This is a genomic window from Pseudomonas bharatica CSV86 (assembly GCF_000319305.2).
GTDB classification, from domain to species: domain Bacteria; phylum Pseudomonadota; class Gammaproteobacteria; order Pseudomonadales; family Pseudomonadaceae; genus Aquipseudomonas; species Aquipseudomonas bharatica.
This window is the reverse complement of record NZ_AMWJ02000002.1, coordinates 1,806,747-1,826,285: the sequence shown is the minus strand read 5'-3', so window position 1 is coordinate 1,826,285 and position 19,539 is coordinate 1,806,747. Positions and strand designations below refer to the sequence as shown.

Here is a 19,539-nt window from a genome sequence, read left to right as displayed (position 1 = left end):
ACGCACTTGTACTTGGGACTGACGAAACGGCGAGGGGTTTCGCCCGAATGGCCTGGTCAATTCCTACTAACACACTCGGGAAAGGCGCGGGCTAGAGCGGCCGGGGGAATATATCAATGCCGTTGATTGTTACCATTATCTTTATGAACTTTTCTATCCAATTTCCAAGAGTAGCATTGGCCCCGTACCCACTTAGTTGCCCTCCCCAAGGAGATCCGAACCATGAAACGCCAATTGCTGCTCAGCCTTGCTCTCTCTGTCCTGGCCACCAGTGCCTTCGCCGTACCGGCCGCCGATCAACACCTGTCCGCCGAAGCCCGTTCCAGTTCGGCCACTGTTTCCCAGCCGTTGAACACCTTGGCTGAAGGCGGTTCGGACCGTGTGATCGAACGTGCCAACCGGGTTGCCGAAGGCGGCTCCGACCGCGCCATCGAACGTGCCAACCGGGTTGCCGAAGGTGGTGGTGACCGTGTGATCGACCGCGCCAACCGTGTCGCCGAAGGCGGTTCCGACCGTGCCATCGAACGTGCCAACCGCGTTGCCGAAGGCGGTTCCGACCGAGTGATCGAACGCAACAACCGGGTGAGCTGATGCCTATGCGCGAAAACAACAGCTACCCGCGCGCAGTCCTCTCCCCTCCGAGGCCCGGTCAACTGACCGGGCTTTGTTTTTCCGGCCCCGGCCTTTAGAGTGCAGGGCCCGTTTCACACGAACGAACCCGCCATGCTGCCGCGCGCCGAACAGAAGCAACAGACCCGCCACGCACTGCTGGACGCAGCCCGCCAGTTGATGGAGAGCGGCCGTGGTTTCGGCAGCCTCAGCCTGCGCGAAGTGGCCCGCACCGCCGGCATCGTGCCCACCGGCTTCTACCGGCACTTCGAGGATATGGACCAACTGGGCCTGGCACTGGTCCGCGAGGTCAACGAAACCTTCCGCCAGACCATCCGCCGCGTTCGCTACAACGAAATCGAACTGGGCGGCATCACCGATGCCTCGGTGCGCATCTTTCTCGACGTGGTCGCGGCCAACCGGGCGCAATTCCTGTTTCTCGCCCGTGAGCAGTACGGCGGTTCGCAGCCCGTACGCCAGGCCATTGCCCGCCTGCGCGAAGGCATCGCCTCCGACCTCGCCGCCGACCTCGGCAGCATGCAGCGCTGGCAGCACCTGGATGCGCCGGCCCTGGCCGTCATGGCTGACCTGGTGGTGAAAACCGTGTTCGCCACCCTGCCGGAGCTGATCGATCCACCTGCGGTCCTGGATGAGGGCCAGCTCAGCGCAGAGGCCAAGATCGTCCAGCAATTGCGCTTCATCTTCGTTGGCGCACGGCACTGGCAAGGCCTGGGCAACCCGGCCTGACCCCGGCGCCACGGGGAAATTTCCTGCTACCATGCGCGCCAACGCAATGACGGCGACGAGCCTTTTCCATGTCCGAACTTTCCCCCGCCCTGTCTTCCCTGCTCGCTGAAGCCCAGCAACACTTCGACCGGCACATCGTGCCGCTTTGGGAAGGCCCGGGCTGGAACCCGGACATGGCCCTGCCCTTCGAGGCGCTCGACCCCGCACACCGGCCGATGCCGGTGCAGCGCTATCGGGCCATGGCCTGCGCCCGCCAGCTGTACCTGTTCAGCAGCCGTATCGACCAGCCCGGCGCCAGTGAACGCGCTGCGGCGCTGTTCCGTTCGCTGAACCGGCATTTCCACGACGCCGAGCATGGCGGCTGGTTCTATAGCGTCGATGCCCAGGGCAAGCCGCTGGACCGGCGCAAGGACCTGTACACCCACGCGTTCATCGTCTTCGCCTGTGCCCACTACTGGGACAAAAGCCGTGACAGCCTGGCGGAATCGACCCTGAACGCCGCCCTCAGTGTCGTGACCGAGCGCTTCACCAATAACGACGGGTTGTATGAGGCAAGCCTCGGCGAAGACTGGTCTGGCCTGGGCAGCGGCCCGTTGCAGAACCCGTTGATGCATCTGGCCGAGGCGTTCCTTGCCACCCTGGCCGTGCGTGAGGATGCGCAAGTGCAGGCCGCGCTGCTGGCCCTGGCCGATGGCATGCAGGCGCAGTTCATCGACCCGTCGCACGGGGTGATGCTGGAAAAACCGCGCGGGGCTGTGGATAACTGGTTCGAACCGGGGCACCAGTTCGAGTGGTACTGGTTGCTGGAAACTTCACCTTTGCTCAAGGGCACGGAGCTGCATGCTTCGCTGGAGCGGGCCTTTGCCTTTGCCGAGGAGCGCGGGGTGAAGGACGGTGCGGTACTGGCGATGCTTGATGCCGATGGCGAGGTGCATGATGCCACCCAGCGCATCTGGGCCCAGGCCGAGTACATGCGGGCGCTGACCTTGCGGGCGGATGGCGGGGAGAAGCTGGTGGGGCAGCTTGAGGTACTGCGCCAGCGGTTCCTGCATGAGGGGGGGTGGTATGAGTGTCGGGATGCTCAAGGTGTAGTGAGCAGAAGTGATATGCCTTCGACTACGCCCTATCACCTGGTGACCTGTCTGCAAGGCTTGCAGCGCCTGATCTGACGCTATCGCTGGCAAGCCAGCTCCCACAGGGTTCTGCATGCACCGTACCTGTGGGAGCTGGCTTGCCAGCGATCAGGCCCTCAAGGGCAACTCAGTCCTTGCGGGTAATCGAGAACCCGGCCCAGTCCTGGCTCACTGGCATCAGCTCGAGGTTGTTGATGTTGATATGCGCCGGCTGGTTGAGAATCCAGAAGATGGTTTCGGCAATGTCCTGCGGCTGGATCGCTTCGGCGCCGGCGTAGGTGGCGTCGTAACGGCTCTGGTCGCCACCGAAGCGCACCAGCGAGAATTCGCTCTCGCACAGTCCCGGCTCGATATTGGTCACTCGCACCCCGGTGCCGCGCAGGTCGCAGCGCAGGCTCAACGAGAACTGCCCGACGAAGGCCTTGGTCCCGCCATACACATGGCTGCCCGGATACGGGTAATTGCCCGCCACCGAACCGACGTTGAGGATGGTCGCGCCACGGCCATGGGCGATCAGCCGCGGCAGCAGCAGGCGGGTGCTGTACATCAGGCCCTTGATGTTGGTGTCGACCATGGTTTCCCAGTCGTCCAGGTTGCACTGCGGCGCAGGGTCGGCGCCGAGGGCCAGGCCGGCGTTGTTGATAAGTCCGCGCAGCTTGGCGAAGGCCGGTGGCAGGCCGGCAATCGCCTCTTCCATGGCCTTGCGGTCACGCACATCCACGACCAGGCCATGCACCTGGGTCTTTTTCGAGAGCTCTGCGCACAGCGCGTCGAGACGCTCCTGGCGGCGACCGGTCAGCACCAGCGACCAGCCGGCCTCGGCAAAACGGCGGGCGCAGGCTTCGCCGAAGCCGGAAGTGGCACCGGTGATGAATACGGTGGAAGTCATGGGTATCTCCTTGGATCACGGCAAGAGGACGGCAGGCCATGCAGCATGCCCGGCCAATGGCCATGGAGCAAGTGATCCTGCCACTGCTCAAAAACTGAACAACGCCCGCAAAACCTTATGCCAGAAGGGTCCGGCGCGGCTATGCGCACCTTATCCACAGGGCCTTCCACACAGATTGGGGGCAACTGTGCAGCACTGCATCATCAGCGCGCATGGGAAACGCTGCTGCTGTGGGCAAAACCCTTCAGCGCTGGGACCCGGATGGGTCTTTCCAAGGCTTGTTCACAGAGTTATCCACAGGCTTTGGATAATAGCGAAATGCTCCTTCAATCTTCTGAAAACGCCTTGACAAAAGCCTGTTCAAGGTCTTGTCGCGCAACTGTACAAAAAACGAGCAATGCCGCACAGGCCTCGTTTTACAAGGCCTCCAGACGATCATCACCAAGTTACCCACAAGCACTTCCACACGAATCGTGGACAACTTCAATTGCAGTGAAAACAAGGGTTTGCCGCGCAGTTATGGCGTATCGCCACCCTCTGTCAGAGGGACTTTTCCACATTCCTTGGAAACCCTATTGCACCTTGCGGTTGGTGTCTTCCAGGCGCCGTTGCAGCTCGCCGATCTGCCGGGTCTGCTCGTCCACGGTGCGGCGCAGGTCCTGCAGGTCACTGGCGTTCTGGTTGAGGGTGTCGCGCATCTTCTTCAGGTCGGCCACGCTGACCCCGGAGTCGTGCAGTGAATGGGTCATGCCGGATTCGCGGTGGATCGCGGCGAGGTTGTCGGAAGACGAAGCGGAAGAATCGATCTGGACCTTGGCCGCTTCCTCGGCCTGCGCCGCCAGGCTGCCGAACAGCAGGCCGCAGGCGAGGATCGCGGGGAAAATCGGGGAACGGTGGGACATCGCATGGGTTCCTTGTGCAGCGTCGAAACGGTACACGGGGTACGACTGTCCGGGTTTGCCTTGAGTTCCTTGCATAACCTGAAGGCCCCATCGCCGGCAACGCCGGCTCCCACGAGGTTTGCGGTGCAGTCCAACCTGTGGGAGCCGGCGTTGCCGGCGATGGGGCCATCAAGAACGACACAGCACTATCAGTGCCCGCCGAGATAGGCGTTCCTCACCTCCTCGTTGACCAGCAACTCTTGTCCCGTGCCGCTCAGGCGGATCTGCCCGTTGACCATCACATAGGCCCGGTCCGACAGCTTCAGCGCATGGTTGGCGTTCTGCTCGACAAGGAAGATGGTCATGCCGCTCTTCGCCAGCTCGCGCAGGGTCGAGAAGATCTGCTTGACCACGATCGGCGCCAGCCCCAGCGATGGTTCGTCCAGCAACAAGAGCTTCGGCCGGCTCATCAGCGCCCGGGCGATGGCGAGCATTTGCTGCTCGCCGCCGGACATGGTCATGGCCCTCTGGTTGCGCCGCTCCTTGAGCCGCGGGAACAGTTCGTACATGCGCTGCATGTCTTCGTCGGCATGCTTGTCGCCGATGGGGATGGTGCCCATCATCAGGTTTTCCTCGACGGTCATGTCGGGGAACACCCGCCGTCCTTCCGGCGACTGGGCGATGCCGTTGGACGCGATGTAGTGCGAAGACTTGTGGGTGATGTCGGTACCGCGATAGAGGATCTTGCCGGCCGCCGCCCGCGGTTGGCCGAAGATCGACATCAGCAGGGTCGATTTGCCGGCGCCGTTGGAACCGATCAGGCTGACCGTCTCGCCTTCGTCGATGTGCAGCGAGACCTTTTTCAGCGCCTGGATCGGCCCGTAGAACACGTCCAGGTCCTGCAGTTCGAGAATGGGTGCACTCATACCAGCTCCTCTTCGTCAGCACCCAGGTAGGCGGCGATCACGGTCGGGTTGTTGCGGATGTCCTGCGGCTTGCCTTCGGCGATGACGTTGCCGTGGTCGAGCACGACGATATGGTCGGAAATGCTCATGACCATGCCCATGTCGTGTTCGATCAGCACCACGGTGATGTCATGTTCGTCGCGCAACACCCGGATCATCCGGCTCAGGGCCTCGGTTTCCTGCGGGTTGAGGCCGGCAGCCGGTTCGTCCAGGCAGATGATCTTCGGCCGCGTGCACATGGCCCGGGCGATTTCCAGGCGGCGCTGCTGGCCGTAGGACAGTTCGCCGGCGAGCCGGTTGGCGCAATCCACCAGGTCCACCACTTCCAGCCAGTAGAAGGCATGGTCGAGGGCGTCGCTTTCCGCCTTGCGATAGGCCTTGGTGTTGAGCACGCCGGCCAGCAGGTTGCGGTTGACCCACATGTGCTGCGCCACCAGCAGGTTTTCCACCACCGACATTTCCCGGAACAGGCGAATGTTCTGGAAGGTCCGCGCCAGGCCGGCGCGGTTGACCAGGTGGGTTCCGCCGAACATCTTGTAGCGCAGCCGGGTGAGGAAGCGGCTCGGCGAGACGAAGTCGCCCAACTGGAAACGCTCGCCAAGCAACTGGATCACGTTGGTGTGCGAGCCGCGCACGTTCAGTTCGATCCTGCCGCCACTGGCCTTGTAGAACCCGGTCAGGCAGTTGAACACGGTGGTCTTGCCCGCGCCGTTGGGGCCGATCAGGGCGAAGATATCGTTGCGCTTGACCTTCAGGCTGACATCGCTCAGCGCCTTGATCCCGCCGAACTGCATCATCAGGTTATCGACCGAGAGAATCACGTCGTCGCTCATGGCGCCACTCCTTTACGCGGGACCACACCGGTGCGGCTGATGCGGATCAGTCCGCGCGGTCGCCAGATCATCATCAGCACCATCAGTACGCCGAACAGCAGCACCCGGTATTCGGAGAAACTGCGCAGCAGTTCCGGGGCCACGGTCAGGACGAAGGCGGCGATCACCACGCCGACCGTCGAGCCCATGCCGCCGAGCACCACGATCGCGAGGATCAGCGCCGACTCGAAGAAGGTGAACGAGGACGGGTTGACGAAGCCCTGGTAACTGGCGAAGAACACCCCAGCCAGCCCGGCGGTGGAGGCGCCGAGGGTGAAGGCCGAGAGCTTGACCAGCACATGGTTCAGGCCCATGGAACGGCAGGCGATTTCGTCTTCGCGCAGGGCTTCCCAGGCACGGCCGACCGGCATGCGCGTCAGGCGGTGCTTGATGTACAGCACGGCCAGCACGACCATGAACAGCACGGCGTAGATGAAGATGAACTTGAGGTTGGCGTTGTATTCGATACCGAGGAACTCGTGGATCGGTACTCCGCCATCCTTGGCCCGGCGCCCGAACTCCAGGCCGAGGAAGGTCGGCGAAGGCACCGGCATGCCGTTCGGGCCGCCGGTGAACGACAGCCAGTTGTTCAGCACCAGCCGGATGATCTCGCCGAAGCCCAGGGTCACGATCGCCAGGTAGTCACCGTGCATCCGTAGCACCGGGAAGCCCAAGATGCAGCCCGCCAGTGCCGCAGCGATGGCCGCCAGCGGCAGCACGCTCCAGAAGCCCAGGCCGAGGTATTGATAGCCGAGGGCCAGGCCGTAGGCGCCGATGGCATAGAACGCCACGTAACCCAGGTCGAGCAGGCCGGCGAGGCCCACCACGATGTTCAACCCGAGCCCCAGCAGCACGTAGATCAGGCCGAGGATGACCACGGTCAGCAGGTACTTGTTGGCGAAGATCGGGAAGACGATGGCGATGACGATCAACGCCGGGATGATGTAGCGCAGGCGCGACTTGTAGTCCGGCGCCAGCACATGCACCCCGAGCCACCGCTTTCGAAGCCATGGGCCATGCGCTTGCCGGCGTCGGTCTGGAGGAACAGGCTGATCAGCAGGCGACCAGCCATCACTCCACCTACCAGCCAGGCCACGCGGCTCGGCTCGGCGTTGAAGCTGTAGCCATCGAGGACCACGCCCACCACCGGACCGAAGACGATCAGGGCAAGCAGGCCGGCAACGATGGTGTCGATCAAGGTGCGTTTGATATCGAAACCGGAAGAAGCAGTCTTGGCAGTGGACATGTTCACACCTTAGCCACGAGCGGGCGACCCAGCAGGCCCTGGGGACGGAAGATCAGGATCAGCACCAGCAGGGAGAAGCTGAACACGTCCTTGTAGTCGGAGTTGACCAGGCCGGCGAACAGCGATTCCGAGATGCCCAGCACGATGCCGCCGAGCATGGCGCCTGGCAGCGAGCCGATACCGCCGAGTACCGCGGCGGTGAACGCCTTGATGCCGATGATGAAGCCGGCATAGAAGTCGAAGGTGCCGTAGTTCATGGTGATCAGCACCCCGGCCAGGGCAGCCATCACCGCACCGATGACGAATACGTAGGAAATCACCCGGTCGGTGTTGATCCCCAGGATCGAGGCCATCTTGCGATCCTGCTGGGTGGCACGGCACATGCGGCCGAGCTTGGTGTACTTGATCACATAGGTGAGCAGGGCCATGCCGGCGAACGCGGCGATGAGGATGAAGATCTTGGTGTAGGTCAGTTGCACGAAGCCGGTACCGACGTCGAAACGCCAGGCACCTTCGAGCAGGGTCGGCACGCCTTGCTGGCGGGCGCCCTGGCTGATCTGCGCGTAGTTCTGCAGGATCAGCGAGATACCGATGGCGCTGATCAGCGGCGCCAGCCGGGTGGAGTTGCGCAGGGGTTTGTAGGCGATGCGTTCGATGGTAAAGCCGTAGACCCCGGTGACGACGATGGTGAACAACAGCGTTCCCAGCATCAGCAGCGGGAAGGACTCGATACCGAAATAGGCCAGCAATGCCAGGCTGATCGCCGCCAGGTAGGCGGAAATCATATACACCTCGCCGTGCGCGAAGTTGATCATGCCGATGATGCCATAGACCATTGTGTAGCCGATGGCGATCAGACCATAGACGGACCCGAGGGTCAGTCCATTGATCAGTTGCTGCAGGAAAATTCCATCCATAACGCAATCTCACGTATTTGAGATTGCACAAGCGCCGACTACGGCGGGCCCCGGGCGAAGCGGCCCTCGCAGCGCAGGTTTGTGCAGATCTACGAGAAAAGACAGGTACGGCGCTGAACCGGGCAGCGGCCCGGGCAGGAGGCGCCCGGGCCGGTTGCCATTGTTATTTTTGTTTTTCCAGCTGGTGGTATTTGCCGTTGGCGTCCCACTGGTAGACCACGTAGTCGGAGACGGTCAGGTCGCCCTTGCTGTCCCACTTCTTCTCGCCCATCACGGTTTTCACCGGGTTGGCCTTGAGCCATTTGGCGGCGTCTTCGCCCTTGTTCGACTTGGCGCCCTCGAAGCCGGCGGCCAGGGCCTGGATCGAGGCATAGGCGTACAGCGTGTAGCCTTCCGGCTCGGTGCCACCCTTGCGGAACTGCTCCACCACTTCCTTGCTGTCGGGCAGCAGGCGCGGGTCGGCGCCGAAGGTCATGTACACGCCGTTGGTGTACTGCGCGCCGCCGGCGGTGGCGACCAGTTCGTCGGTGACGATGCCGTCGTCGGACATGAACGCCACGTCTTTCAGACCCTGCTCACGCAGTTGGCGAACCAGCGGGCCGGCTTCAGGGTGCAGGCCACCGAAGTAGACGACATCGGCACCGGCGGCGCGGATCTTGGTGACCACGGCGCTGAAGTCTTTCTCGCCACGGGTCAGGCCTTCGTACAGCACGGGCTTGACGCCGCGTTTCTCCAGCTGTGCCTTGGTGGCATCGGCGAGGCCCTGGCCGTAGGTGTCCTTGTCGTGCAGGACCACCACTTTCTTGCCCTTGAGCACATCGATGATGTAGTCACCAGCAACGATACCCTGCTGGTCGTCACGGCCGCACATGCGGAACATGGCACCCAGGCCGCGCTCGGTGACCTGCGGGTTGGTGGAGCCCGGGGTGATGGCGATCACGCCCGCTTCGTCGTAGACCTCCGAAGCCGGGATGGTCGAGGACGAGCAGAAGTGACCCACTACGCCAGCTACCTTGTCCTGGTCTACCAGACGGTTGGCCACGGCCACGGCCTGCTTGGGTTCGCAAGCATCGTCGCCCTTGACCAGGACGATCTTCTCGCCGTTGACGCCGCCCTTGGCATTGATTGCATCGGCCGCAGCCTGGGCACCTTTCATGTACTGCTCGCCGAAGGCTGCGTTGGCACCGGTCATGGGACCTGCGACACCAATCTTCAGATCGGCCTGGACATACGAAGAAACGCCCAGCGCCGCGGCCACGGCGAGGGCAAGAAAGCCTTTCTTGTAAAACGTCTGCGACATGTGGTGGTGCTCCTGATGTTTTTTTGATTGGCGTGACTCTTTTCAAAGCAGACTTCAGCAACTTGTTTCAGCAATTTGCGTAGAGCAAGGGCCGTGCCATCGGTTTTTTATTCGAATAAAACGCGCAGTGCGGTTTTCCGGCTCGCGATCGCGTGCCTTCTTTCCGGGTCGTGCAACCGCTTGCCAGACACAAAGAGCTACCTTCCGGACAAGTAAGGCGCAACCACTTGATGCCATCATTGCAACCCCTGTGCGTGTTTACGTGCAACCGCCCTGTAACAGCCTGCGTAACGGAACTGCACATTCGTGGTGCGCAACTGCTACAGCAAGCACCATAAGAGGCTAGACCGCCCCGGGAAAAACGCTGCTATAGGTAGTGTGCTACCGAACGACCCGCGAATCCGCAGCCACGCCCGACCCGATTCACTGGCACAATGGACAGCCTTGATGGCACCTGCCGGAACTGGAGCAAACCATGAGCGATAGCGCTTTCGCCGACCGTATCGTGCAAAGCCTGCTGGACACCGATTTCTACAAGCTGACCATGATGCAGGCAGTGCTGCACAACTACCCCAACGTCGACGTGGAATGGGAGTTCCGCTGCCGCAACGGCGAGGACCTGCGCCCTTATCTGGGGCAGATACGCGGACAGGTCGCGCGCCTCAGCGACCTGAGCATCAGCGACGCGCAGCTCGGCTTTCTCGAACAGATCAGCTTCATGAAGCCGGATTTCCTGCGTTTTCTGGGCCTGTTCCGCTTCAACCTGCGCTACCTGAAGATGGGCGTCGAAAACGACCAGTTCTTCCTGCGCCTCAAGGGCCCATGGCTGCATGTGATCCTCTTCGAGGTGCCGTTGCTGGCGATCATCAGCGAGGTGCGCAACCGCAACCGTTATCCACAGGTCCGGCTGGGCGAGGCCCGCGAGCAGTTGCTGCGCAAGTTCGACTGGCTGCGGGCCAATGCCGACGAGGACGAACTGGCCGAACTGCAGGTCGCCGACTTCGGCACCCGGCGGCGCTTCTCCTTCGGCGTGCAGGAGGAAGTGGTCAAGGTGCTCAAGGACGCGTTTCCGGCACGCTTCGTCGGTACCAGCAACGTTCACCTGGCATGGAAACTGGATATCAAGCCGCTGGGCACCATGGCCCATGAATGGATCATGGCCCACCAGCAACTCGGCCCGCGCCTGATCGACAGCCAGATCGCCGCCCTCGACTGCTGGGTCCGCGAGTACCGTGGCCTGCTCGGCATCGCGCTGACCGACTGCATCACCATGGATGCCTTCCTGCGCGATTTCGACCTGTACTTCGCCAAGCTGTTCGACGGCCTGCGCCACGACTCCGGCGACCCGGTGCTCTGGGCGGAAAAGGCCATCGCCCACTATCGCAAGCTCGGGATCGATCCGATGACCAAGACCCTGGTGTTTTCCGATGGTCTGAACTTGCCCCGCTCCCTGGAAATCTTCCGGGCATTGCGTGGACGAATAAATGTCAGCTTCGGCATCGGCACCAACCTGACCTGTGATATCCCCGGCGTCGCACCGATGAGCATCGTGCTGAAGATGACCGACTGCAACGGCCAGCCCGTCGCGAAGATTTCCGACGAAGCCGCCAAGACCCAGTGCCGCGACGCCAATTTCGTTTCCTACCTGCGTCACGTTTTCCAAGTTCCCAGCGAGGAGTAACCCATGCAAGCCGTCCAGCGAGAAATCGCGCAGCAGCTCAAGGTCCAGCCACCATTCGCCGACCGCGCCGCACTCGACGCCGAAGTCGCCCGGCGCGTCGCCTTCATCCAGCAATGCCTGAAGAACGCCGGGCTGAAAGTCCTGGTGCTGGGCATCAGCGGTGGCGTCGATTCGCTCACTGCCGCCCTGCTCGCCCAGCGTGCGGTCAATGAACTGCGCGAACAGACCGGCGACCCGGCCTACCGCTTCATCGCCGTGCGCCTGCCCTACCATGTGCAGCACGACGAGCACGACGCCCAGGCCTGCCTCGACTTCATCAAGCCCGACGAACTGCACACGGTGGATATCGCCCCGGCGGTGCGTGCCCTGGCGGCGGAGGTCAAGGCGCTGGAAGGTGGCAAGCCGGCCATGGTGGACTTCGTGGTGGGCAATACCAAGGCGCGGATGCGCATGGTCGCCCAGTACACCATCGCCGGTGCCCGTGGTGGCCTGGTGATCGGTACCGACCATGCCGCCGAGGCAGTGATGGGCTTCTTTACCAAGTTCGGCGATGGCTCCTGCGACCTGGCGCCGCTCAGCGGCCTGGTAAAGAACCAGGTGCGCTCCATCGCGCGCAGCTTTGGCGCGCCGGAATCACTGGTGGAGAAGGTCCCGACCGCGGACCTGGAAGATCTTGAGCCGGGCAAGCCGGACGAGGCTGCGCACGGCGTCACCTATGCGCAGATCGACGCCTTCCTGCACGGCGAGCCGGTAAGCGAGGAAGCGTTCGAAATCATCAAGCGGACGTACGAGAAGACGCAGCACAAGCGGGAAATGCCGTTCGCGCCCTGAAGAGAGCATCGCTGCGGTGCGGCGGTCCGACAAGCCAGCTCCCACAGGTTCAGCGGTGCACGCGGACCTTGTGGGAGCTGGCTTGCCAGCGATGGGGCCCTGGAGGCCCCTGAAGGATTACTTCAGTACAACAGCGCCCTTCATCATGGCGATATGGCCTGGGAAGGTGCAGAAGAACTGATAGTCCTGGCCCGCTTCCAGCTTGGACACATCGAAGGTCACGGAGCTGGTTTCACCGGCGCCGATCAGCTTGGTGTGGGCAACGATGCGCGCATCGCTTTCATCCAGGTAACCGCCGTCCAGGCCCTTGCCCATGCTGGCAGTGGCGATGGCCTGGGCATCGGCAGTCTTGCTGATTACCAGGTTGTGGCCCATGACGTTCTTCGGCAGGTTGCCGGAGTGGGTCAGCTCGACGGTGAACTGCTTGCAGCTCTTGTCGATGGTGATTTCCTTGGTGTTATAGGACATCTGGTCGGTGGAATCGACGGTGACCTTGCAATCAGCGGCCATTACCTGGGCACTGGCGGCGAGGGTCAGCAGGGATACCGCAACGAACTTGGCAAACATCGTGAATCTCCATGGCAGGTTTTTTATTGAAATCAGACTGCCCCATCCAGCGCAACGGACCGGTGACATGGGTCAAGGGTTAAGACCCTGAATCGGCAGTGAAATTCTCTATGGTGTCCATCAAGACAATCAACGTGCGCCATCATGCCCCTATGACCGAGGATGGGACAACCTCTCATTTAGGAGTAGTCCGCCATGTCCCTCGGTAATTTCATGCAAAGTCTTCTGGCCGCCTACGCCTGCGGCGCTGCCGGCACCGCCTGCGAATTCTCCCGTCCGGAGTAGCTGCAAGGCTTGGAACCGCCGCTGCATGACCGTACCCTGTGGCCGTTTTCGACCCGGAGAAAGTCATGTCCCTACGTTCCGTTTGTGTTTTCTGTGGCGCCAGCACCGGGGCCAGCCCGGTCTATCGTGAAGCCGCCATCGCCCTCGGCCAGGCGATCGCCGGGCGCGGCCTGACGCTGGTCTACGGTGGTGGTGCGGTGGGCCTGATGGGGATCGTTGCCGATGCCGCCATGGCCGCCGGAGGCGAGGTGATCGGGATCATCCCGGTGAGCCTGCAACGCGCCGAAATCGCCCACCCTGGCCTCACGCGCCTGGAGGTGGTCGACGGCATGCACGCGCGCAAGGCGCGCATGGCCGAGCTGAGCGACGCCTTCATCGCCCTACCTGGCGGGCTCGGCACCTTCGAGGAGCTGTTCGAAGTCTGGACCTGGGGCCAGCTCGGCTACCACGGCAAACCGTTGGGCCTGCTCGAAGTCAACGGGTTCTACGAGAAGCTCAGCGGCTTCCTCGATCATGTCGTCGAACAGGGCTTCGTGCGCCCGCAGCACCGCTCGATGCTGCAGATGAACGAGGCACCGGACGCCCTGCTCGATGCGTTGGACGCCTGGGAGCCGGTGGTGCAGCCGAAGTGGGTCGATCAGCCGCCGAGCTGATCCTCCACTGGCAGCACCGTCACCCGGACCTCGGGATCATGGCTGCCGCCGCCGAGAATCACTCCGCGCAACGGCGAGACATCGGCAAAGTCCCGGCCCCAGCCAAGAGTGATGTGCTCCAGCGCCGGCAGCAGGTTGTTGGTGGGATCGAAATCCACCCAGCCATGGGTCGGGCAGTACACCGAGACCCAGGCATGGGAAGCGTCGGCACCGATCAGCCGGGCCTGCCCGGGCGGCGGCCGGGTCAGCAGGTAACCACTGACGTAGCGCGCCGCCAGCCCCCGCGAGCGCAGGCAGGCAAGCATCAGGTGGGCGAAGTCCTGGCAGACCCCGCGACGCCGCGCCAGCACCTCCACCAACGGCGTGGCGACCTGGGTTGCGCCGGCATCGAAGGTGAACTCCCGGTGGATCTTTTCCATCAGCGCCCGTACCGCTTCCAGCAGCGGTACGCCGGCGCCGAAGCAGGGTTCGGAGAATTCCACGAAGCGCCTTTTCAGGCGCACGAACGGTGACTCGAAGCGATAGCGGCTGGCCTCGAGAAACGCCGGCGACAGCGCCCTGCGCGAATAGGCCAGGGCATCCCGGGCCTGCTCCCAGGCGGGTGAAGCGCACAGCGATGGCAGCTTGCGCGGTAGCACTTCGATGCGCACGCGCGTACTGACCTGCAACTCGTCATGCTGGTACTCCAGGCCGAGTCGGGTCAGCGGATTGCCGAACACATCCAGCTCGTCGCGGCGCCGTGTCGGCACCGGGGTCACCTCCAGAACACGTTCCTGGCAACGTTGCCAGGCACAGTCCCTCGGCCAGAGGTGCACCAATTGCTGGGCCAGGGAGACCGGGCTGGCATAGCGGTAATGGGTATCGTGAAGAATCTGGTAATGCGCACTCATCAGGCGGACACCGTCTGCTGGCTGACATCGACATGGGCGAAATGGCGCAGGGCCAGGCGCTCGGCCGCCGCTTCGGCGCCTGCCGCGATCCGTTCGAGCATCGCCGCCAGCCCTTCCAGTACCGCAGTCAGGCTGGCTTCCCCGAACAACGACGCCTCCAGGCTGCGCAGATCGAAATGCTTCAGGCGCTCGGCCAGCTCGCCCAACTCGGCCTCTGCCGGGCTGCGCAGGCGTTCCAGCGACCGCAGCAGCGAACGCAACTGGAACAGCACGCCATGGGGGTTCTGCTCGTCCAACAGAAGCAGGTCCAGCGCCGGAACCAGCTGCGCCACCGCCAGATAGCGCGAACGGTAAGTGATGCTGCTGTTGGCCAGTTCCAGCAACCACTCCAGACCAGCCTGGTCGCTGGGCGCCGGCCCGCGCAGGAAGCCTGCAAGGCTGCTGCTCAACGCGTGCAGGCGCTCGATGCGGCGCCCGGTAAGCAGGAAGCGCCAGCCTTCGTCGCGGGTCATGTCGTCCATGGCGAAGCCGGACAATGCCGCCATGGACAGGATCAGGCGGTTGAGAAAGTCCAGCAGTTCGGTGAAATCGGCCGAGAGATCGTCAAGGCGCTGCGCCTCTCGTTGCAGTTCGCTCAGCGCCTGCCAGTTTTCCCGCGACAGCGTGCCGCGCACCTGCGCGGCCGCCCATTGCAGACGCTGCAGATTGGCCCGCAGGCTGAAGCCCCAGTTGGGGTCCAGCAGTGCAGTGCGAAGACGGGTGTCGAGGGTGCCCTGCTTCGGCAGCAGCTCCAGCTCTTCGGCCAGTTGCACCGCCGCTTCCAGCGCTTGCGGCGAGTCGCCATCCAGGTAACGCCCCAGCAGGATCCGCAGCAGGCGCGCGCTGGTATCGCAACGCTCGCAATAACGGCCGAACCAGAACAGGTTTTCCACCACCCGCGATGGCAGGTAGGGGTCGGCGCGGACCAGGTCGGCGACGCCCAGGCTGCGGCTGACCTGCCATTGTTCGCCCCGGGCCGGGCGCTCGCCCAGGACCCAGGTGTCCTTGCTGGCACCGCCGCGCTGCATCGACACCACCTCGGCATCGGCCTGCGCCGCCACCCGTGTCAGCCCGCCCGGCAGGACCCGCCAGCCGTCGGCGTCGGCCACGGCGTAGACGCGCATGCCCACGGGCCGGTCTTCCAGCCTTGCACCCTGCCAGACCGGAGCCTGGGACAGCTGCGCCAGTTCCTGGGCAACATAGGCATAGGGCCGCGCGCGCAGGCGCTTGGCCAATGCCTGGCGCTGGGCGTCGTCGAGGTCGCGCCCCAGCAAGGGCTGGAAGCTTTGCGAGGGAAAGGCGGGCTTGAACAGCAGATCGGGCATCTTTTCCAGCGCCTGCTCCAGGGCGGCCGGTTCGCCGCACCACCAACTGGCGATGGACGGCAGGATCAATGGCTCACCCAGCAACCGCTCATTGATCGCCGGCAGGAAGCCCGGCAGACCGGGAGATTCCAGCACGCCGCTGCCCAGGGCGTTGGCTACCAGGACCCGTCCCTGGCGCACGGCGTCCAGCAGGCCGGGGACGCCCAGCGCCGAGTCGGTGCGCAATTCCAGGGGGTCGCAGAAATCGTCGTCGAGCCGACGCAGGATCGCGTGGACCCGGCGCAGGCCGCTCAAGGTCTTCAGGTAGACCGTGCCGTCGCGCACGGTCAGGTCGCAGCCCTCCACCAGCGGGTAGTCCAGCTGACGGGCAAGGAACAGGTGTTCGAACCAGCTTTCGTTGAAGCGCCCGGGGGTCAGCAGCACCACCAGCGGCGTTTCCCGACCGCTGGGCGCCAGGCGTGCCAGGCTCTGCTGGAGGGTACGGAAGAAGCCGGCCAGGTGTTGCACGTGCAGATCGCGATACAGCTCGGGGAAGGCGCGGGAGACCACGGTGCGGTTTTCCAGGGCGTATCCCGCACCGGAGGGGGCCTGGGTACGGTCGGCGGTGACCCACCAGCGGCCGTCCGGGCTGCGGGCCAGATCGGCGGCGTAGACATGCAGCCAGGTCTGTTGCGGCACTTCGATGCCTTGGCAAGGCCACAGGAAGTTGTTGTGGCCGAAGACCAGCTCGGCCGGCAGCAGCCCCTCGGCGATCAGTTGCTGCGGCCCGTAGATATCCGCCAGCACGCCATTGAGCACCTGCGCCCGCTGGGCAATGCCGCGGGCCAGCACGTCCCATTCGGCGGCGGGGATGACCTGGGGCAGCAGGTCCAGTTCCCAAGGGCGATCGGCACCGTCGGGATCGGCGTAGATGTTGTAGGTGACGCCGTTTTCCCGCAGTTGCCGGTTAAGCAGGGCCTGGCGCTGGGTCAGTTGCTGCGGACCACTGCGTTGCAGGTGGGCCAGCAGTTCCTGCCAGTGCGGACGCACGCTGCCATCGACGGCGAGCATTTCATGCCAGGTCGCGGGGCTTGGGGTCAGGGCATCCAGCAGGTCGGGCATCGGGGCGCTCACAGGGGAGTGGTGGGCGGGATGCGGCAAGAGTTATGCCAGTGGCTTTCTGGTAGGAAATGATGGCGCCAGGTCTGGCCTCATCGCTGGCAAGCCAGCTCCCACAGGTTTTGCGGTGCACGCTGCCAGCGATGAAGCCCTTGGCGCCTCGCACCGAGGAGGTGCAACAAGGGGCTTCATGACGGGGCGCAAGCCCCGTCATGGGGCTTAGCGCGGCAGGACCGGCTGGCGCTTGGTCTTGCCCTTGCCCTTGCCGCCCTTGGCCGCGTCCTTGCGCGCCTTGGCCGCCTCCTGGTTGCGGGCGAACGCGGCAGCCTTGGCCTCCTCGCGCTTGTCCCAGGGCTTGGCACCATTGCTGGCGCGCGGCGGCAGGCCGGTGTGCTGGGTAAGGATCTTCTGTTCCTTGGCCACCTTGTGGCTGCCCGCAGGGGTGGAGTTCTTGCGTCGGGCGCTCTGGTAGCTGTCGGTCGCCGGCTGGTGCGCCGGAATCAGCTGATGCTTGCCCGGGCCAATCAGGTCGGCACGGCCCATGCGCTCAAGGGCCTCGCGCAGCATCGGCCAGCCCTTCGGATCGTGGTAGCGCAGGAAAGCCTTGTGCAGGCGGCGCTGCTCCTCGCTCTTGACGATGGTCACCCCTTCGCTCTTGTAGGTGACCTTGCGCAGCGGGTTCTTGCCCGAGTGGTACATGGCGGTGGCCGAGGCCATCGGCGACGGATAGAACGCCTGCACCTGGTCGGCGCGGAAGCCGTTGCCCTTGAGCCACAGGGCCAGGTTCATCATGTCTTCGTCGGTGGTGCCCGGGTGAGCGGCGATGAAGTACGGAATCAGGTACTGCTCCTTGCCCGCTTCCTTCGAATATTTCTCGAACATGCGCTTGAAGCGGTCGTAGGTGCCGATACCAGGCTTCATCATCTGGTTCAGCGGGCCTTCCTCGGTGTGCTCCGGGGCAATCTTCAGGTAGCCACCAACGTGGTGGGTCACCAGCTCGCGCACGTACTCGGGCGACTCCACGGCAAGGTCGTAGCGCAGGCCGGAAGCGATCAGGATCTTCTTCACCCCCGGCAGGGCCCGGGCGCTGCGGTACAGCTTGATCAGCGAAGAGTGGTCGGTGTTCAGGTTCGGGCAGATCCCCGGGAACACGCAGGACGGCTTGCGGCAGTGGGTCTCGATCTCGGTGCTCTTGCAGGCGATCCGGTACATGTTCGCGGTCGGGCCGCCGAGGTCGGAAATAACGCCGGTGAAGCCGGGGACCTTGTCGCGGATCTCCTCGATCTCGCGAATAATCGACTCGTGGGAACGGTTCTGGATGATCCGCCCTTCATGCTCGGTGATGGAGCAGAAGGTGCAGCCACCAAAGCAGCCGCGCATGATGTTCACCGAGAAACGGATCATTTCGTACGCAGGGATGCGCTCCTTGCCGTAGGCCGGATGCGGGATCCGCGCGTAGGGCATGCCGAATACGTAGTCCATTTCCTCGGTAGTCATCGGAATGGGCGGCGGGTTGAACCAGACATCCACTTCACCGTGCTTCTGCACCATGGCCCGGGCGTTACCAGGGTTGGTTTCCAGGTGCAGCACGCGGTTGGCGTGGGCGTAGAGCACCGCGTCATTGCGCACCTTCTCGAACGACGGCAGGCGGATCACGGTCTTTTCCCGGGTCATCCGCGGGCTGTCGAGCAGTTGCACGACCTTCGGCTCGTTCGGATCTTCCACCTCGCCCTTCTGCTGCTCGATGGCGCAGGCCTGGGTGTCCTGGGTGTTGACATAGGGGTTGATGATCTTGTCGACCTTGCCCGGACGGTCGATGCGGGTCGAGTCGATCTCGTACCAGCCCTGCGGGGTATCGCGGCGGACGAAGGCGGTACCGCGGATATCGGTGATGTCCTCGATGCGTTCGCCGGCGGCAAGGCGCTGGGCTATGTCGACCACGGCGCGTTCGGCGTTGCCGTACAGGAGGATGTCGGCGCAGGCGTCGATCAGGATCGAGTGGCGGACCTTGTCCTGCCAGTAGTCGTAGTGCGCGATGCGGCGCAACGACGCCTCGATGCCGCCGAGAACGATCGGCACGTGCTTGTAGGCTTCCTTGCAGCGCTGGCTGTAGACCAGGCTCGCACGGTCCGGGCGCTTGCCGGCCAGGCCACCCGGGGTATAGGCGTCATCGGAGCGGATCTTCTTGTCGGCGGTGTAGCGGTTGATCATCGAGTCCATGTTGCCGGCGGCGACGCCGAAGAACAGGTTGGGCTCGCCGAGCTTCATGAAGTCGTCCTTCGACTGCCAGTTCGGCTGGGCGATGATCCCGACGCGGAAGCCCTGGGCCTCCAACAGGCGGCCGATGATGGCCATGCCGAACGACGGATGGTCGACGTAGGCGTCGCCGGTCACGATGATGATGTCGCAGGAATCCCAGCCGAGCTGATCCATCTCCTCCCTGCTCATCGGCAGGAACGGCGCTGGTCCGAAGCATTCGGCCCAGTACTTGGGATAGTCGAAGAGTGGTTTGGCTGCTTGCATGTCAGTGACCGGTTTTTTTGAGTGCAGGAAAATCGCGGGCGCGGAATATAGCACAAAATTTAACCAATTCCGACGGCGAAGGTCGGAA

The 19,539-nt window shown here is 63.6% G+C and carries 16 protein-coding genes and 1 pseudogene; 6 read left to right on the top strand and 11 right to left on the bottom strand.

The genetic code is table 11. The features are described 5' to 3' along the window. Positions 1 to 222: 222 nt before the first annotated feature. The 3 genes from CSV86_RS22260 to CSV86_RS22250 all read left to right on the top strand — a co-directional run bounded on the left by CSV86_RS22260 (position 223) and on the right by CSV86_RS22250 (position 2,525). Positions 223 to 591 (top strand): hypothetical protein, encoded by a 369-nt coding sequence (locus tag CSV86_RS22260; protein WP_009395319.1) that lies wholly within the window; start codon positions 223 to 225, stop codon positions 589 to 591. 132 nt (positions 592 to 723) lie between these two features. Continuing rightward, complete coding sequence (locus CSV86_RS22255) at positions 724 to 1,356, top strand: TetR family transcriptional regulator (RefSeq protein WP_009395320.1); 633 nt, start codon at positions 724 to 726, stop codon at positions 1,354 to 1,356. A 68-nt stretch (positions 1,357 to 1,424) separates the two neighbouring features. Continuing rightward, positions 1,425 to 2,525: an AGE family epimerase/isomerase gene (locus CSV86_RS22250; RefSeq protein ID WP_009395323.1), complete on the top strand. Its 1,101-nt coding sequence runs from the start codon at positions 1,425 to 1,427 to the stop codon at positions 2,523 to 2,525. A 91-nt stretch (positions 2,526 to 2,616) separates the two neighbouring features. Here CSV86_RS22250 and CSV86_RS22245 read toward each other — a convergent pair whose 3' ends face one another. The 7 genes and pseudogenes from CSV86_RS22245 to CSV86_RS22215 form a co-directional block, all read right to left on the bottom strand. After that, positions 2,617 to 3,378, bottom strand: coding sequence for an SDR family oxidoreductase (locus tag CSV86_RS22245; RefSeq protein ID WP_009395324.1), 762 nt, complete (start codon positions 3,376 to 3,378; stop codon positions 2,617 to 2,619). 572 nt (positions 3,379 to 3,950) lie between these two features. Beyond that, a complete protein-coding gene (locus tag CSV86_RS22240; protein WP_009395328.1) occupies positions 3,951 to 4,280 on the bottom strand; it encodes a hypothetical protein in 330 nt (109 codons plus the stop codon). Positions 4,281 to 4,468: 188 nt separating this feature from the next. Then, positions 4,469 to 5,185: an ABC transporter ATP-binding protein gene (locus CSV86_RS22235; protein WP_009398629.1), complete on the bottom strand. Its 717-nt coding sequence runs from the start codon at positions 5,183 to 5,185 to the stop codon at positions 4,469 to 4,471. Beyond that, complete coding sequence (locus CSV86_RS22230) at positions 5,182 to 6,057, bottom strand: ABC transporter ATP-binding protein (RefSeq protein WP_009398628.1); 876 nt, start codon at positions 6,055 to 6,057, stop codon at positions 5,182 to 5,184. The genes CSV86_RS22235 and CSV86_RS22230 overlap by 4 nt, the downstream gene beginning before the upstream one ends. Beyond that, positions 6,054 to 7,342 (bottom strand): annotated as a pseudogene (gene livM / locus CSV86_RS22225) (high-affinity branched-chain amino acid ABC transporter permease LivM). Before livM ends, CSV86_RS22230 begins: the two are co-directional and overlap by 4 nt. Positions 7,343 to 7,344: 2 nt before the next feature. Then, positions 7,345 to 8,259, bottom strand: coding sequence for an ABC transporter permease subunit (locus CSV86_RS22220; protein WP_009398626.1), 915 nt, complete (start codon positions 8,257 to 8,259; stop codon positions 7,345 to 7,347). A 163-nt stretch (positions 8,260 to 8,422) separates the two neighbouring features. Beyond that, positions 8,423 to 9,559, bottom strand: a complete 1,137-nt coding sequence (locus tag CSV86_RS22215) for a branched-chain amino acid ABC transporter substrate-binding protein (RefSeq protein ID WP_009398624.1) — start codon at positions 9,557 to 9,559, stop codon at positions 8,423 to 8,425. 475 nt (positions 9,560 to 10,034) lie between these two features. On the opposite strand from CSV86_RS22215, the gene pncB reads away from it, so the two are divergent. Then, positions 10,035 to 11,240 carry a nicotinate phosphoribosyltransferase gene (gene pncB / locus CSV86_RS22210; RefSeq protein WP_009398622.1) on the top strand — a complete coding sequence of 402 codons (1,206 nt, stop codon included), beginning with the start codon at positions 10,035 to 10,037 and terminating at the stop codon, positions 11,238 to 11,240. Between the two features lie 3 nt (positions 11,241 to 11,243). Next, positions 11,244 to 12,071, top strand: coding sequence for an NAD(+) synthase (nadE, locus tag CSV86_RS22205; protein ID WP_009398620.1), 828 nt, complete (start codon positions 11,244 to 11,246; stop codon positions 12,069 to 12,071). A gap of 117 nt (positions 12,072 to 12,188) precedes the next feature. Here nadE and azu read toward each other — a convergent pair whose 3' ends face one another. Next, positions 12,189 to 12,638 carry an azurin gene (azu, locus tag CSV86_RS22200; protein WP_009398619.1) on the bottom strand — a complete coding sequence of 150 codons (450 nt, stop codon included), beginning with the start codon at positions 12,636 to 12,638 and terminating at the stop codon, positions 12,189 to 12,191. A 350-nt stretch (positions 12,639 to 12,988) separates the two neighbouring features. On the opposite strand from azu, the gene CSV86_RS22195 reads away from it, so the two are divergent. Continuing rightward, the gene (locus CSV86_RS22195; RefSeq protein WP_009403880.1) at positions 12,989 to 13,576 is read left to right on the top strand and encodes a cytokinin riboside 5'-monophosphate phosphoribohydrolase; all 588 of its coding nucleotides are present in this window, start codon (positions 12,989 to 12,991) and stop codon (positions 13,574 to 13,576) included. On the opposite strand, the gene CSV86_RS22190 is transcribed toward CSV86_RS22195, so the two are convergent. The 3 genes from CSV86_RS22190 to CSV86_RS22180 all read right to left on the bottom strand — a co-directional run bounded on the left by CSV86_RS22190 (position 13,561) and on the right by CSV86_RS22180 (position 19,451). After that, positions 13,561 to 14,466, bottom strand: a complete 906-nt coding sequence (locus tag CSV86_RS22190; RefSeq protein ID WP_009403882.1) for a transglutaminase family protein — start codon at positions 14,464 to 14,466, stop codon at positions 13,561 to 13,563. The genes CSV86_RS22195 and CSV86_RS22190 overlap by 16 nt on opposite strands. Further along, positions 14,466 to 16,931 carry a circularly permuted type 2 ATP-grasp protein gene (locus CSV86_RS22185; protein WP_009403883.1) on the bottom strand — a complete coding sequence of 822 codons (2,466 nt, stop codon included), beginning with the start codon at positions 16,929 to 16,931 and terminating at the stop codon, positions 14,466 to 14,468. The genes CSV86_RS22190 and CSV86_RS22185 overlap by 1 nt, the downstream gene beginning before the upstream one ends. Positions 16,932 to 17,147: 216 nt before the next feature. Next, positions 17,148 to 19,451, bottom strand: coding sequence for a YgiQ family radical SAM protein (locus tag CSV86_RS22180; protein WP_009403884.1), 2,304 nt, complete (start codon positions 19,449 to 19,451; stop codon positions 17,148 to 17,150). Between the last annotated feature and the right edge of the window lie 88 nt (positions 19,452 to 19,539).